The sequence below is a fragment of the Streptomyces sp. NPDC002513 genome (genome assembly GCF_053595355.1).
This window is the reverse complement of sequence record NZ_JBSFXK010000059.1, coordinates 1-17,030: the sequence shown is the minus strand read 5'-3', so window position 1 is coordinate 17,030 and position 17,030 is coordinate 1. Positions and strand designations below refer to the sequence as shown.

The 17,030-nt window shown below is 73.8% G+C and carries 7 protein-coding genes; all 7 read left to right on the top strand.

Annotated elements, in window-relative coordinates:
- The first annotated feature begins 342 nt into the window (after positions 1–342).
- Positions 343–1,611: a glycosyltransferase gene (locus tag ACWD5Q_RS28720; RefSeq protein ID WP_451429969.1), complete on the top strand. Its 1,269-nt coding sequence runs from the start codon at positions 343–345 to the stop codon at positions 1,609–1,611.
- 166 nt (positions 1,612–1,777) lie between these two features.
- On the top strand, positions 1,778–2,977 hold the full coding sequence (locus ACWD5Q_RS28715; RefSeq protein WP_451429968.1) for a DegT/DnrJ/EryC1/StrS family aminotransferase: 1,200 nt from the start codon (positions 1,778–1,780) through the stop codon (positions 2,975–2,977).
- Between the two features lie 326 nt (positions 2,978–3,303).
- The gene (locus ACWD5Q_RS28710) at positions 3,304–4,767 is read left to right on the top strand and encodes an NAD(P)/FAD-dependent oxidoreductase (RefSeq protein ID WP_451429967.1); all 1,464 of its coding nucleotides are present in this window, start codon (positions 3,304–3,306) and stop codon (positions 4,765–4,767) included.
- Between the two features lie 46 nt (positions 4,768–4,813).
- Positions 4,814–6,346, top strand: coding sequence for a GMC oxidoreductase (locus ACWD5Q_RS28705; protein ID WP_451429966.1), 1,533 nt, complete (start codon positions 4,814–4,816; stop codon positions 6,344–6,346).
- A gap of 40 nt (positions 6,347–6,386) precedes the next feature.
- Positions 6,387–7,718, top strand: a complete 1,332-nt coding sequence (locus ACWD5Q_RS28700) for a UDP-glucose dehydrogenase family protein (protein ID WP_451429965.1) — start codon at positions 6,387–6,389, stop codon at positions 7,716–7,718.
- Between the two features lie 125 nt (positions 7,719–7,843).
- Complete coding sequence (locus ACWD5Q_RS28695) at positions 7,844–9,052, top strand: glycosyltransferase (protein ID WP_451429964.1); 1,209 nt, start codon at positions 7,844–7,846, stop codon at positions 9,050–9,052.
- A 417-nt stretch (positions 9,053–9,469) separates the two neighbouring features.
- Positions 9,470–17,030: type I polyketide synthase (locus ACWD5Q_RS28690; RefSeq protein ID WP_451429963.1), on the top strand; the 7,561-nt coding region annotated here is incomplete at its 3' end.

The window sequence follows — 17,030 nt, the reverse complement described above, 5'->3', positions numbered from 1 at the left end:
CCCGGTCCCTCCCGGGCTTTCGCGTATTCCGGCGCACCCCCGACTTTCACGCATTCCCTTCCCGGGGAAATTCCCGTTGCCCGGAGAACATCCATTCCGAGCCCCGGTTACCCGCCAATGGAAACACCCAACTGGGGCCGTGCGTGGTCATCCCCTAGATTCAGTGCGCAGCAGCCCGGAAAGCGCGCCGAACACTCGGGAAAACACCGAGCGGGACGGCACATGATGACGTGGCCGACGGCTCCGGGTGGCGCGTGACGACCGACCTGCACCCGCCCTGTTCCGTCGAAGCAACGGAACCTCAGCCAACGGAACGTGGCTTCCGTACGGAAAGGAATGGTTGTGCGCATTCTCTGCAGTCTCGCCCTGTCGCCGTCCAACGCCCGCGCCCTGCTGCCGCTGGCACGGGCGGCGGCCGAGGCCGGGCACGAGGTCACCGTGGTCTCGCCCCCGGAGATGGCGGGCGTCTTCGAGGGCACGGGTATCCAGGTCCTGCCACTGTTCACCGACATGGCCGAGATCGTGTTCAGCCTGCTCCAGCAGAAGCGCATCGACTTCGTCTCGGCCGACCTGTTCTCCATGCGGACCCTGCTGGCCACCTCCTGCGGCCCGCACGTCACCGACGCCTACCGGCAACTCCTCGCCGTCGCTGAGGAGTTCAAGCCGGATGTGATCCTGCGCAGCGGTGTCGAGTTCGCCGGGTACCTGGTCGCCGAGACGCTCGGCATCCCGCATGTGACGGCCCCCTCCGGTGGCGGCCAGTACCTCGACCCGGAGCTGTCGCTGGGCGAGCTGAACCTGCGCCGCGCCGAACTCGGGCTGCCCGAGAGCGACATGGCCGGCGCGATCCACGCCCACGGCCGCTTCGACTGCATGCCGCCGCGCTACGCGTTCACCGCCCACGAGATCGGCGGCACGTTCGCCTACCAGCAGCCGTCCTCCGTCGTGGCGACCGAGACCGGCTCAGAGTGGCTGCGCGACCTGCCCGGGGACAAACCCCTGGTCGTCGTGTCCAGCACCCATGTGTTCCCCTCCCTCATGCACAGCGCCGCCTTCCCGCGCATCCTCGACCTGCTCTTCGACGGGGCAGTCGCCGACCAGCTGGGCCTCGACGTACGGGCGGACCCCTCTCTGGTGGTGGACGCCCTGGTGCCCGGCGACGCCAACCCGCTGACCACCGTCGTCAAGGGGCTGTCCCAGGTGGACTGCACGGCCGTCGTGGCCACCCGCGGCATGCCCGTCGACCCCGCCGCGATCGGCGAGAACGTGCATGTATTCGACACCATCCCGCAGCCGCTGCTGCTGGAGACCGCGCAACTGCTGTTCACCCACGGCGGCTACAACAGCGTCCGCGAGGCCGTCCGGGCCGGGGTGCCCATGGCCATCCTGCCCGAACTCAGCGACCAGGCCCACAACGCGGCCCGCGTGGAGGAGTACGGCCTCGGACTGCGCGTGCCCAGCGCCGGCGCCGACGACGTCGCCGCCACGGTCACCCGGATTCTCACCGACCCCGCCCACACCCACGCGGCGCGCACCGCGCAGCGGCACATGCTCGCGCTGCCCCCCGTCACCGCCGCCGTCGAGCACTTGGTCGCCCTGGCCGGACGCTGACCACCCCCGCCCCGCCCGACCTCAACGATCTTCTCGCCCCGGCGCCAGTGTGCTCTGTGCTCCTGGAGCGTTCCGTACCCGTACCGCCTTCGATGCCCATCACAGCCGACGCCGTGCCCCGCGCTGCCCCCGCACCGGACGTCCCAGGAGAAGGAGAGGCAGGATCATGCTGGCCCTGAACGGTGGCCCCAAGGTGCGCGAACGGCCCTTCCCGCACTGGCCCGAGTACGACGACACCGAACGGCTCGCCCTCATCCGCGCCCTGGACCAGGGCAACTGGTCCCGGCACGGCGGCAAGGAGGTCCAGTCCTTCGAGCAGGAGTTCGCCGACGCCCACCAGGCGCCCGCCGCGCTGGCCGTCACCAACGGCTCCCACGCCCTGGAACTGGCCCTCGAACTCATCGGGCTGGAACCCGGCGACGAGGTGATCGTCCCCGCGTACACCTTCATCGCCACCGCCACGGCCGTTCAACGCCGCGGCGGCATCCCGGTGCTCGCCGACATCGACCCCGACACCCTGTGTCTGGACCCGGCGGCCCTCGACGACGTGGTCGGTGAACGGACCCGCGCCGTGATCCCCGTCCACCTCGGCGGACATGTCGCCGACATGGACGCCATCACCGCCTGGGCGCGGGCCCACGGCATCGCGGTGATCCAGGACGCCGCCCAGGCTCACGGAGCCACCTGGCGCGGCAAGGGACTGGGCGCGCTCGGTTCCGTCGCCACCTTCTCCTTCCAGAGCTCCAAGGTGCTCACCGCGGGGGAGGGCGGCGCGCTGTTGCTGCCCGACCAGGACGCCTACGAGCAGGCGTGGCTGCGGCACAACTGCGGCCGCAGCCGCGAACTGCGCCTGACCACCGCCTCCTCCAACTTCCGGATCTCCGAGTTCACCGCGGCCGTGCTCCGTGCCCAACTGGCCCGGCTCACGGAGCAGAACGCCCGCCGCGCCGCCCGCTACACCGAACTGGCCGCCGCCCTCGGCACCATCCCCGGCATCCGGCTCCAGGGGCGCGACGAGCGCTGTACGGCCCACTCGCACTACATGACCACCTTCGTCCTCGACCAGGACGTCCTGGGCGGAGTCGACCGCGACACCGTCGCCCTCGCCCTGCTGATGGAGGGCATCCCCGCCTTCGGCGGCTACCCCGCCGTGCACCGCACCGATGCCTTCTGGACCGGCACCACCGGCGACATCACCCCCGAGGCCCTCGCCGACCGCTGCCCGAACGCCGAACGCGTCGGCCGCGACGCCGTGATGATTCCCCATCAAGCGCTCCTCGGCGGCAGCGAGGAGATCAGCGACATCTGCGTGGCCATCACCAAGGTCCTCACCGAACTGCCCCGCACCGACGCCCCCACGACCTGACCCGCCCGGCCCGTCCGCCGCGCCGGGCCGCCTGCCAAGCCCTGCCGGGACGGTGCGTCCGGCCCACGAACCGGCCCCCGGCCTGACGCGGCCCGCGTGCCCGGCCCACCGACCCGGCGCGGCTCGCACGACTGGCCCTGACCCGCGCCGGCCCCGCCACCCCGCCAAGCCCCGACCAGTACCCGCCCCGCACCGGCCCCGCCACCCGGCCGGGCCCCGACCAGTACCCGGCTCGACGGGCCCGACCCGGCCCAGGGCCGAAGACCACGACCCGAACACCGCGCCGCGCTCCGCGTGTGGCGGTTCACAGGATGGGAACTAACGCGATGACCAGCGACAACCAGTCCGGCCGAACCTTCGAGGTCCTCGTCGTCGGGAACGGTGTCCTCGGCCTGTCACTGGGCCTCACCCTCGCCCGCCGCGGCACCCGTGTCGCCGTCCTCGGCCGCACCGACCGGCCCTGGGCCGCGACCACCGCCGCCGGTGCCATGCTCGGCACGTTCGGCGAGGTCACCTCCACCCTCGTGGCCAGCGAGCAGGGCCGCGCCAAACTCGATCTCGGTGTGCGGGCCACCCGCCTGTGGGACGACTGGCTCGCCTCCCTCACCGAGGACACCGGCGACACCAGCGACCTGCGCTGCGCCCGCGGCACCGTGATGCTGCTCAACACCATCGGCGTCCCCGGCATCGACTCCGCCAACTACGCCGCCATCCGGCAGACCCTCGAGGAGTACCAGGAGCCGTACGAGGACATCGACCCGGTCGGCCTCGACTGGCTCGACCCCGACCCGCTCGCCCGCCCTCTGATGGGCATGTTCATCCCCGGCGAGCACGCCGTCGACGCCGGGCGTCTGCTGGTCCGGCTCCAAGCCGCGTTCGAGAAGGCCGGCGGCACCCTGATCGACGGCTTCGGCGAACGCCTGGTCACCGGCGGCGACCGGATCGACGGCGTCCGCCTCACCAACGGTGACACCCTCCTCGCCGGGCAGGTCGTGCTCGCCGCCGGTGCCGCCTCCCAGTCCCTCCTGGACACCGTGCCCGCCATCGCCGCCGCCATCCCGCGGCTGTGCGCCGGCGTCGGCGTCTCCGTCCTCGCCCGTGTCGACGCCGAAGTTCCCGGTCCCACCAGCGTGCTGCGCACCCCCAACCGTGCCTTCGCCTGCGGCCTGCACCTCGTCCCCCGCGGAAAGAGCCACGTCTACCTCGGCGCCACCAACACCATCGAGCCCGAGCCCGCCGACGTGCCCTCCATCCGCGACGCCACCTTCCTGCTCGGCTGCGCCCTCCGCCAGCTGCGCCGCGACCTCGACACCTCCGGCATCGAGCGGATCCAGGTCGGCAACCGGCCCGTCGCCTTCGACGGCTTCCCCCTGGTCGGCGCCACCGGCCTGGACGGCCTGTGGATGATGACCGGCACCTACCGTGACGGCCTGCACCTGTCGCCGCTGCTCGCCGACGAGATGGCCCGCCGCCTGCTCGGCGAGGACGGCCGCCATGACCTGTCCGTGTTCCACCCGCTGCGTCCGCCCGTCCAGGCGCAGACCCGCGCCGAGGTCGTCGAGACGGCCGTCACGCATCTGATGGCCACCGGCTACGAGGACGAGTGGCGCATCCCCAACACCTGGCCCGCCGCCATCGAGACCCAACTGCGCGCCGGGCTGACCAAGTTCGCGGACGACCTGGACGACGAGTACACCCCGCCCGCCGAGATCCTCGTCAAGGCCCAGATGAGCCCGCAGTTCGCCAAGCAGGTCCGCGAGTACTACGCCGCGAGCCGCGCCGCGCTCTGACGCCCGCTCCAGCACCCCGCACCACTGGAAGGAGTGTCGCACCACCATGAGCCGTTCCGAACTTCCGGTGACGGTCGACCTGTTCGTCATCGGAAGCGGCCCCGTGGGGTCGGCCGTCGCCCGCCGGGTGTACCAGTCCGTACCGCGGGCCCGGATCCTGATCGCCGACCTGGGACCGCGTCTGACCCGGCAGGCCGGTACGCATCTCGGCAATGTGTCCCCGACGGAACGGGCCGAGGCCCAGGTGCGTTCCCAGGGCCGCGACCCGGGGACCGCGCCGGGCGAGGACGGCGCCCTGGTGAAGAAGTACGCCGACCGCGGCACCCACCTCCTGCGACCGCACCGGGACGGCGACCCCGAGCAGGAGGGCATGCCCGCCGCGGTCATGTCGAGCAATGTCGGCGGGATGGGCGTGCACTGGGCGTGTACCGCCCCCCGCCCGCTGGACAGCGAACGCGTGCCCTTCCTGCCGGACGCCGACCTGGACGCCTCCCTCGCCGTGGCCGAGGACCTCCTGAGCGTCACCCGTGACGCCTACCCGGCCACCGGGGGCGGCGACCTCGTCCTCAAGACCCTCTCCGGGCTCTTCGACGGCGGCTACCCCGCCGGACGGCGCGTGGGCGCCATGCCGCTCGCCTGCACCCCGCGCCCCGGCCGCCGCCCGCTGTGGGCCGGATCCGACACCGTCCTCGGACCGCTGGCCGCCGCTGAGAGCCCCGCCGGCCGGTTCCGCATCGCCGACGACACCATGTGCCGCCGCCTGCTGTTCAACGGACGCACGGTCACCGGCGCCCTCCTCGAACACCTGCCGACCGGCACCGAGTACGCCGTCGAGGCGTCCGCCGTCGTGGTCACCGCCGACGCCCTGCGCACCCCGCAACTGCTGTGGGCCTCCGGCATCCGCCCCGAGGCCCTCGGCCGCCACCTCAACGACCAGCCCAAGACCGTCAGTTCCGTGCACGTCAAGGACGGCCCCACCGCCGGAACGGGGGCACGCGGCACGGTCGAGTTCGACGGCGACATCCGCGACCTGGAGACCGGCCGCTTCTGGGTGCCGTTCGCCGATCCCGGCCGCCGCAACCACGGCCAGGTCATGACCATCGACACCTCCCCCCTGGAGGGCGTCGACCCGGCGCTGTTCGCCGGCCTGGTCTGGTACGGGGCCAAGGAGATCCGAGCCGAGGACCGCATCGAGTTCTCCACCAGCGAGGCCGACGCCTACGGCATGCCCCGGATGACCCTCCACTACGGACTGACCGACCGCGATCTCGAGGGCGCCCGGCAGGCCGCCGACGACCAGCATCGCATCGCCGAGGCACTCGGCGGCGCGTTCCTCGCCGAGCCCGAACTGTTCCCCGCCGGAAGCTCCAAGCATTACCAGGGCACCGTCCGTATGGGACCCGTCGACGACGGCACCTCGGTGTGCGACACCGACTGCCGCGTCTGGGGCTTCGACAATCTGTACGTCGGCGGCAACGGGGTCATCCCGACCGCGACCGCCGTCAATCCCACACTCTTCAGCGTGGCCCTGGCCGTGCGCGCCGCCGCCTCCGTCAGCGCGTCACTGATCGCCCTGTGACCCAGGCGAGTCACCGAGAACCTGGAATCGAGGTGTTGCCGTGCACCGGCACAACATCGCCATCATCGGCACCGGCTATGTCGGGCTCACCGCCGGGGCCTGTCTGGCCTCGCTCGGCCACCGGGTGGTCTGCGCCGACCTGGACCCGGACAAGGTCGCCGAACTGAACCGCGGCGAGGTCCGCATCCTGGAGGAGGGCCTGCCCGAACTCGTGGCCGCCGGACTGGACACGGGCCGCCTCAGGTTCGTCGTGGGCGCCGCCGAGGCGGTCCGCGGCGCCCGCACCGTGTTCATCTGCGTCGGCACTCCCACAGGCGCCGACGGCCGCGCCGACCTGGCCGCCGTGGACGCCGTCGTCGAGGAGCTGCGCGGCCTGCTGGAGCCCGACAGCGTGCTGGTCACCAAGTCGACCGTGCCGGTGGGCACCGCCTCCCGCATCACCGCCGCCCTCGGCCGCCCCGACGTCGGCGTCGCCAGCAACCCCGAGTTCCTGCGCGAGGGCACCTCCGTACGGGACTTCCTGGAGCCTGACCGGGTCGTCGTCGGCTCCGACAGCCCCTGGGCCGCCGCCCAGGTCGCCGAACTGTACGCGGCCGTCGACGCCCCGGTGATGATCGCCGACGCGGTCAGCGCCGAACTCGTCAAGTACGCCGCGAACTGCTTCCTCGCCGTCAAGCTGTCCTACGTCAACAGCCTCGCCGAACTGTGCGAACAGGCCGGCGCCGACATCGGCCGTGTCACCGCCGCCCTCGGCGCCGACCACCGCATCGGCTCCGCCTTCCTGCGGCCCGGACCGGGCTGGGGCGGCTCCTGCCTGCCCAAGGACACCCAGGCCATGCTCGGCACCGCCGACGCCCTCGGCACCGGCTTCCCTCTCGTCCGGGCCGCCATCGACACCAACACCCACCAGCGCCGCCGGATCACCGGCAAGATCGCCGCCTTGTGCGGCACCGGCACCACCACCTCCCTCCACGGGGTCCGCATCGGACTGCTCGGCCTCACCTTCAAGGCCGGCACCGACGACCTGCGCGACTCGCCCGCCCTCGCCCTCGCCGCCGAACTCACCGCGCTCGGCGCCCACATCGTCGCCCACGACCCCGCCGTACCCCCCGGCCGGCCCGTCGCGCTGCCCGCCGGTGTCACCGTCGTCGACGACCCCTACGACACGGCCACGGGCGCCCGCGCGCTGGTCCTGGCCACCGAGTGGCCGCACTACCGCGCACTGGACTGGAACCGGATGGCCGCCGGACTCGACCGACCGGTCGTCGTCGACACCCGCAACCATCTGGACCCGGCCGCACTGGTCGCGGCGGGTCTCGCCTGCCACGGCACCGGCGTCCGCCCCGTGGAGCCCGCCCTCACCAGTGCCTAGCAAACCAGAAAAGGGGTGACCGCCCCGCAGGACGCTCAGAAGCCACAGCCGTCATACCCGGCATCCCCGGTCTTCCAGGCCTCCGAGTGACCGAATCCAGCCCGCCCACAACGTAAGGACCCCGCATGCGGGTGCTGTGCAGCATCACCGGCTCGCCCTCCCACGCGCGCGCCTCCCTGCCGCTGATCCGCGCGCTGGGTGAGGCCGGACACGACGTCCTCGTGGTCACCGCCCGCGCCCTGGGCACCGTCCTCGACGGCGAGAACGCCCGCGTGCTGGGTGTGTACCCCGACATCCTCCGACAGGGCCTGCACCTGATCCTGGAAGGCAAACTGCCCATCCCCAAGGAGTTCAGCCGCTTCGCTCACGACCTGTGGGCCACCCTCGCCAGCGGCCCCCAACTCATCGCCTCCTACGGCCAGTTGCTGCCCCTCGCCCGTGACTTCCGGCCCGACGTCATCCTGCGCGACGGCTACGAGTTCGCCGCCCTGCTGGTCGCCGAGACCCTCGACGTGCCCCAGGTGCCCGCCCCCTCCGGCTCCGGCCAGTTCCTCGACCCCGAGCTGATCCTGCCCATGCTCAACGAACGGCGCCGTGCACTCGGCCTGCCCGAGAGCGACGACCCTGCCGCCGTGTACCGGCACGGCCGCCTCGACTGCATGCCGGCCGCCTGGTCCTTCGCCCGCGCCCTCGCCCCCACCGCCGTCGCCTACCGCCAGCCCCGCACCGTCGTCCGAGGCGAAACCCTCCCCGACTGGTTCACCGAACTGCCCGCCGACCGGCCCCTGGTACTGGCCTCCCTGGGCACCGCCCTGCCCGGCGCCGTCCACGATTTCCTCGACAAGGCCCGCGAGTTCGGCGCGCCCATCCCCGCCTACGACCCGGCCGAACCCCTCGACACCGTGGTCGAGGCGCTGTCCGCGCTGGACTGCACCGCCGTCGTCTCCACCCTCGGCCTGCCCGTCGACACCACGCGCGCCGCACCCCACGTCCGCGTCGTCGACCGCTTCCCCCAGCAACTCCTGCTGGAACACGCCGACCTGCTCGTCACCCACGGCGGCTACAACAGCATCCGCGAGGCGGTCCGCGCCGGGGTGCCCATGGCCGTCCGTCCGATGTTCGGCGACCAGCAGTACAACGCGCTGCGGGTCGCCGAACTCGGACTCGGCGACCACGTCGCCACCCGCGGCCCGGAACCGATGACCGAGACCTGCCGCACGCTCCTCGCCGACGGCACCGTCACCGCCGCCGCCCGCCGGGCCCAGCAGGAGATGCTCGCCCTGCCGGGCACCGAGGCCGCGATCGGCCACCTGGAACAACTCGCCACCCGGTAGCGGCCGGCCCGCGCTCCCGGCCTGCCGCCGCCGCGGGCAGCCGTGCCGAAGGGCGGCACGCGGCGGCCCGGCGGCATCCCGCTCGCGCGGATGAGCCGCACCCGTCCCACCGATCCCCTCCCCACTGCGCCGACGCGGTCTCACCGGCCCGTCGGCGCTCCCATGCCCACGCGTCGCCCCCCAGCGGCGCACGCGCACCGCCCGCCCCGCCCCCGCCGGGCACCCACCCGGCCCCCGCGCCGCGCGCACCCACCCGCCTGATCTCCTTGTGTTTCCCCCAGTCGCCCGCCCGAATAATCGGAGTGCAGCGCGAACGGATCAGGCCGCCGCATCCCCGGGCTCACGCGCGCTCGCCTGCCCTCACCGGCTCGGCCGGTTTCCGACGACGTGGTGATTGAGTCACCCGCGGGAGACAACGTGTCCGATCAAGCTCGCTCCACCTCGCCCGCCCACCCGTTCCCGGGCCTCGGCGTCCCTCGCCCCTGGCTGCTCACCGGGCGCAGTACGACGGCCGTACGCGAACAGGCGCGCATCCTGCGCGAGTTGGTGCGCGACGGCGTGCCGGACGGCCTCCCCGCCGCCCTGCTGCATGCCGCGGACCCCGCCCACCCCCACCGCACCGCGATCACCGCCGACAGCACGGCCACGCTCATCGCGGGCCTGGACGCCCTGATCGAAGGGACACCCGCGCACCACGTCACCGAAGGCCGCCCCGGCGGCGACGGCGACGGACCCGTCTTCGTCTTCCCCGGCCACGGCTCCCAGTGGCCCGGCATGGCCCGCGAACTCCTCGACAACTCACCGGTGTTCGCCCGCCGCATGACCGAGTGCGCCGACGCCCTCGCCCCACACCTGGGCCGCGACCTCCTCGACCTCCTCCGCGACGACACCGCGCTCACCACCCCCGACGTCACCCAGCCCGCGCTGTTCGCCGTCATGGTGTCGCTGGCCGCCCTCTGGGAGGCGGCCGGGGTACGGCCCGCGGCCGTCGTCGGACACAGCCTCGGCGAGATCGGCGCCGCCTGCGTCGCGGGCGCCCTGACCCTCGACGACGCCGCACACGCCGCCGCCTGCTGGGGCCTGGCCCAGCGCCCGCTGCACGGCCACGGCGACATGGTGTCCGTCCTCCTGCCGGTCGACCGGCTCCAAGAACGCCTCGCCCCCTGGGCGGACCGGCTGGAGCTGGCCGCCGTCAACGCGCCGGACAACGGCGTGGTCGCGGGCGACGCCGACGCCGTCGCCGAACTGGCCGCCGCCCTCACCGCTGACGGCATCCGCGCCCGCACCGTCGACTACGGCGTGGCCGCTCACTCGCGGCACATCGACCGGATCACCGACCGGATCCGCACCGAACTCGCCGGACTCACCCCCCGCCCCGCCCGTGTCCCCCTCTACGCCGCCTCCACCGGCGGCCCCGTCGACGGCACCGCCCTCGACGGCCGCCACTGGGCCGCCTGCCTGCGCGACACCGTCGCGTTCACCGACGCCGTACGCGCCGCGCTCGACGCCGGCCACCACCGCTTCATCGAGGTCGGCCCCCACCCGATGCTCACCGCAGGCATCGAGACCACCGCCGCCCGCACCGGCACCGCCGTCACCGTCCAGGGCACCCTGCGCCGCGACGACGCGGGAGCGGACCGGTTCCTGCGCGCCGTCGCCGAGCACTGGACCTCGGGCGGCACCCCCGACTGGGCCGCCCTCACCGACCCGGACACCCCAGCGGCCGAACTGCCCGCCGCCCTCGCGGACGCCGCCACCACCGAGGACCCGGCGACGGACGGCCCCGACACCGGCGTACTGGCCACCGCCCTGCGCGCCCGCCTGGACGCGCTGTCCGAACGCGACCGCCGCGCCGCCCTCGTCGACCTCGTCCGCACCCAGGTCGCCGATCTCCTCGGCCTGCACGGCGCTGTACCCGCCCACATCTCCTTCCGCGACCAGGGCGTCGAATCCGCCACCGCCCTCGCGGTCCGGGACCGGCTGCGCTCCGCCACCGCACTGCCCCTCGCCCCCACCGTCGCCTTCGACCACCCCACACCCGCCGCCCTCGGCCGGCACCTCTACGAACAGCTCTACGGCACCCCCGCCGGAACCCCCGCCCCGATCGACACCGCCGACCGCAGCGGCGAACCCATCGCCATCGTCGGCATGGCCTGCCGCTTCGCGGGGGGCGCCGACACCCCCGAAGCCCTCTGGCGACTTCTGCGCGACGGCACCGACGCCGTCACCGCGCTCCCCGACGACCGGGGCTGGGACCTCACCGGACGCTACGACCCCAACGGCGACCGCCCCGACAGCTTCTACCAGCGCGAAGGCGGCTTCCTGAGCGACCCCGCCGCCTTCGACGCCGAGTTCTTCGGCATCAGCCCGCGCGAGGCCCTCGCCATGGACCCCCAGCAACGGCTGCTCCTGGAGACCGCCTGGGAAGCCCTGGAACGCGCCGGAATCGATCCGCACTCCCTGCACGCCACCCCGACCGGCGTCTACCTCGGCCTGATGACCACCGACTACGACCGCTCCGCCGAGACCTCCGCCACCGACGTCGCCGGACACGTCCTCACCGGCAACGCCGTCAGCGTCGCCGCCGGCCGCATCTCCTACACCCTCGGCCTCGAAGGCCCCGCCGTCACCGTCGACACCGCCTGCTCCTCCTCCCTCGTCGCCCTCCACCTCGCCTGCGAGGCCCTGCGCTCCGGCGCCGCCACCACCGCCCTCGCCGGCGGCGCGACCGTCCTGCCGAGCCTCGGCATGTTCGCCGAGTTCTCCCGGCAGCGGGCCCTTGCCGCCGACGGCCGCTGCAAGGCGTTCGCCGCCGACGCCGACGGATTCTCGCTCAGCGAGGGCGCCGGGATGCTCGTCCTGACCCGGCTGTCCGAGGCCCGCCGCCGGGGCCTCGACGTGCTCGCCGTGATGCGCGGCAGCGCCATCAACCAGGACGGCGCCTCCAACGGACTGACCGCACCCAGCGGCCCCGCCCAGCAGCGCGTCATCCGCCAGGCCCTGGCAGCCGCCGGTCTCGACCCGGCCGACGTGGACGCCGTCGAGGCGCACGGCACCGGCACCCGCCTCGGCGACCCCATCGAGGCCCACGCGCTCGCCGCCGCCTACGGCGCCGACCGCCACACCCCGCTGTGGCTGGGCTCGGTGAAGTCGAACATCGGCCACACCCAGGCCGCCGCCGGTGTCGCGGGCGTCGTCAAGATGGTCATGGCGCTGCGCGCCGAACACCTGCCGCGCACCCTGCACGCCGACCAGCCCTCCCCGCACATCGACTGGTCCGGCGGTCCCCTGCGGCTGCTCACCGAAGCCCGCCCCTGGCCGCGCGGCGAACGCCCCCGCCGGGCCGCCGTGTCCTCCTTCGGCATCAGTGGCACCAACGCCCACCTCGTCCTCGAAGAGGCCCCGCCCGCACCTTCCGCCGAGGAACGGCACGGCACCACCGTCCTGCCCGTGGTGCCGTGGGTGGTGTCCGCCCGCTCCGCCGACGCCCTGCGCGCCCAGCTCGACCGGCTGCCCACCCTGGACGCCGACCCGCTCGACGTGGGCCACGCGCTCGCGACGACACGGGCACTGCTGGAACACCGTGCCGTGGCCCTGCGGCCCGGCGCGACGATCACCGGCATCGCAACCGAGCGCCGTACCGCCTGGATGTTCACCGGCCAGGGCAGCCAGCGCCCCGCGATGGGGCGCGAACTGTACGCCGCGTTCCCGGTGTTCGCGGCGGCACTGGACGAGGCATGCGCGCTGTTCGACGCCGAACTCGCCCACCCCCGTCCGCTCAAGGAGGCCCTGTTCGCCGAGGACCCGCAGGACGGCACCGGACACGCCCAGTGCGCCCTGTTCGCCCTCCAGTCGGCGCTGATCGCGCTGCTGCGCTCCTGGGGGACGACCCCGGACGTGCTCCTCGGCCACTCGGTGGGCGAGTTCGCTGCGGCGTACGCGGCCGGCGTGTTCGATCTTCCTGACGCGGTACGCCTGGTGGCCGCACGCGCCCGGCTGATGCAGGCTCTGCCCGAGGGCGGAGCGATGGCCGCGATCGAGGCCGCCGAGGACGAGACCGCGGGGTGGCTGGTGCGCGGAGCGGTGCTCGCCGCCGTCAACGGGCCCGCCGCCGTGGTGGTGTCGGGCACCGAGGACGCCGTCGAAGCGGTACGGGAACGCGCCCGTGGTGAGGGCCGGCGCACCACGCGGCTGAGGGTCTCGCACGCCTTCCACTCGCCCTTGATGCAACCCGTCCTCGCGGAATTCACGGAAACGGCCGCGCGGGTGACGTACCGCAGGCCCGTCGTCGCCGCTGTCAGCAGCGTCACCGGAGCGCCGCTCGGCGACGGCGACTGGACCACGCCGGAGTACTGGGCGGAGCAGATCGTGCGTCCGGTCCGCTTCCACGACGCGCTGACCGCCGCCGCACACGTGCCGACCCGCTTCCTGGAGATCGGCCCCGATCCCGTACTCACCGCGTCGGCCCAGAACGCCGGGCTGACCGCCGCCGCGACCCTGCGCAAGAACCGGCCCGAGCCCGACACCCTGCTCGGCGCGCTCGCCGACCTCTTCGTGGACGGAGCGGACGTCGACTGGGCCGCCCTGTTCCAAGGCACCGGCGCCCGCCGGGTCAGCCTGCCCACGTATGCCTTCCAGCGGCAGCGCCACTGGCTGCCCGACCACGCCCGCAGGGCGCCGGCCCCGGCGGACGCGCCCGCCGACGGCGGCTTCTGGAGCCTCGTGAACCGGGGCGACGCCACCTCGCTCGCCGGAGAACTGGGCGTGGACAGCCGGGCCTCGCTGGACACCGTCCTTCCAGCGCTCGCCGACTGGCGCCGCAAGCAGCATGAGCGGGCCGCGCTGGATGCCCTGCGGTACCGGATCGCCTGGCGTCCGGTCCGGGTGCCCGCCGGCAGCTCGCTCACCGGCCACTGGCTCGTCGCCGCCCCGGACGAACGCACCGGCACCGACGCGGCCGACGCGATGCGAGCCATGGGCGCGGACGTCACGGTCACCGTCGCCGGCGAGGACACACCGCCGGACGGCGCGGCCGCGGCACCCGACGCCGTCCTCTGTCTGCTCACCGACCCCGTCGCCGTCCTCCGTGTCCTCCAGGGATGGCCCAAGGCGCGCGTCTGGTGCGTGACCCGGGCGGCGGTCGCCGTGGCCGACGACGAGACGCTTCCGCATCCCGAACAGGCCGCCGTGTGGGGGCTCGGCCGGGCGGTCGCACTGGAGCAGCCCGAGCGCTGGGGCGGTCTCGTCGACCTGCCGCAGGCACCCGAACCCCGGCACTGGCAGCGGCTCGCCGCCGTCCTCGCCACCGGCGGCACCGACGAGGACCAGTTGGCGATCAGACCGACCGGCGTCCACGCCGCCCGTCTCGTACGCGACGGCGACACACCGTCCGTACGGTCCTGGCACCCGCGTGGCACCGTCCTGCTCACCGGTGCCACCGGCGCCCTCGGCGGCCGGCTCGCCCGGAACCTCGGCGCGGACGGAGCCGACCGGCTGGTCCTCCTGTCCCGCCGCGGCGCCGACGCCCCCGGCATGTCCGACCTCGCCGCCGACCTCGCGGAGTCCGGCACCGAGGTGACCTTCATCGCGTGCGACATCGCCGACCGCGAAGCCCTGGCGGCCGTCGTGCAGGCATACGAGCCCACCGCCGTCGTGCACGCCGCCGGCATCCTCGACGACGGACTCGCCGCCCACCTCACCCCCGAACGACTCGCCCGGGTCCTCGCGGTGAAGGCCGATGCCGCCCGGCATCTGCACGACCTCACCCGCGACCACGACCTGGACGCCTTCGTCCTGTTCTCCTCCGTCACCGCCGTTCTCGGCAACGCCGGGCAGGCGGCCTACGCCGCCGCCAACACCGTGCTGGACGCCCTCGCCCAGTCCCGACGCGCTCAGGGCCTGCCCGCCACCTCCATCGCCTGGGGCCCCTGGGGCGGCGGCGGCATGGCGGACGACGAGACCGTCACCGAACACTTCCGCCGCCAGGGCATCCGCCTCCTCGACCCCGACCGGGCACTCGCCGCCCTGCGCCGCGCCCTCGACGAGGACAGCACCTGCACCACCGTCGCCGACATCGACTGGCCCGCCCACGCCGCCCACACCCCGGTGCGCCGCCCCCTGCTCGAAGCCCTCCCCGAAGCGGCCCTGCCCACGCACCCGGACACCGCACCCGCCCCGGCGGACGGCACCGGACTCGCCGCCCGGCTGCGCGACAGGCCCGCCGCCGAACAGGACCAGCTTCTCCTCGACCTCGTCCTCGAACAGGTCGCCACCGTCCTCGGCCACCGCACCCCCGCCGCGATCGACCCGTCCCGCGCCTTCAAGGACCTCGGCTTCGACTCGCTGACCGGTGTCGCCCTGCGCCACCGGCTCACCTCGGCCACCGCGCTGCCTCTGCCCGCCACCCTCGTCTTCGACCATCCCAGCCCCGCCGCGCTCACCCGCCACCTGCGCGCACGCCTCCTCGGCACCACCGAACAGGACACCGCCGTCCCCCCACCCGTCGTGGGCGCCGTCGACGAACCCATCGCGATCGTCGGCATGGGCTGCCGTCTCCCCGGCGGCATCACGTCACCCGAGCACCTCTGGGACGTCGTCACCGCGGGCGAGGACCGCATGTCCCCGTTCCCCGACGACCGCGGCTGGGACATCCCCGCCCTGCTGGAGTCCACCACCGCCGGCCTCGGCACCCCCTTCGCCGGACTGGGCGGCTTCGTGCCGGACGCCGCCGCCTTCGATGCCGAACTCTTCGGCATCAGCCCCCGCGAGGCCCTCGCCATGGACCCCCAGCAACGCCTGCTGCTCGAAGCCGCCTGGGAGGCCCTGGAACGCGCCGAGATCGACCCGCACTCCCTGCGCGGCACCGCCACCGGCGTCTACGCGGGCGTCGCCGCCAACAACTACGGAAGCACCGGCCACGAATCGGACGGCGACGCCACCGACTACCTGCTCACCGGCACCAGCACCAGCGTGGCCTCCGGCCGTCTCTCCTACGCCCTCGGCCTCGAGGGCCCCGCCGTCACCGTCGACACCGCCTGCTCGTCGTCTCTGGTCGCCCTCCATCTCGCCTGCCAGGCCCTGCGCTCCGGCGAATGCACCACCGCCCTCGCGGGCGGGGCCACCGTGCTGGCCAACCCCACCGTCTTCGTGGAGTTCTCCCGCCAGCGCGGCCTCGCCCCCGACGGCCGCTGCAAGCCCTTCGCCGAGGCCGCCGACGGCACCGGCTGGGCCGAAGGCGCGGCCGTCCTCGTCCTCATGCGTCTCTCCGAAGCCGAACGCCGCGGGCATCGCGTCCTCGCCCTGGTGCGGGGCAGCGCGGTGAATCAGGACGGGGCGTCGAACGGGCTGACCGCGCCGAACGGCCCCTCCCAGCAGCGCGTGATCCGGCAGGCGTTGGCCAATGCCGGGGTGAGCGCGGGCGATGTCGATGTGGTGGAGGCACACGGCACCGGCACGCGGTTGGGCGACCCGATCGAGGCACAGGCGCTGCTCGCCACCTATGGGCAGGGGCGTACGGATGACGATCCGGTGTGGCTGGGGTCGGTGAAGTCGAACATCGGTCATACGCAGGCGGCGGCCGGTGCCGCGGGCGTGATGAAGATGGTGATGGCCCTGCGGGAGGAGCGGCTGCCGCGGACCTTGCATGTGGACGAGCCGTCGTCGCACGTGGACTGGTCGGCGGGCGGGGTGCGGCTGCTGACGGAGGAGCGGGAGTGGCCGCGTGGTGTGCGTCCGCGGCGGGCGGGTGTGTCGTCGTTCGGGATCAGCGGTACGAATGCTCATGTCGTCATCGAGGAGGCGCCCGTCGAGGGGGGTGTGGGATCGGAGTCCGTCCGGTCCGGGGGTGGTGGGCTGCCGGTTGTTCCGTGGGTGTTGTCGGGTAGGTCGGCTGGTGCGCTGCGTGCGCAGGCGGGCCGGTTGTCCGTGGTGGCGGGTGATCCGTTGGATATCGGTCTGTCGCTGGCTGGTTCGCGTGCTG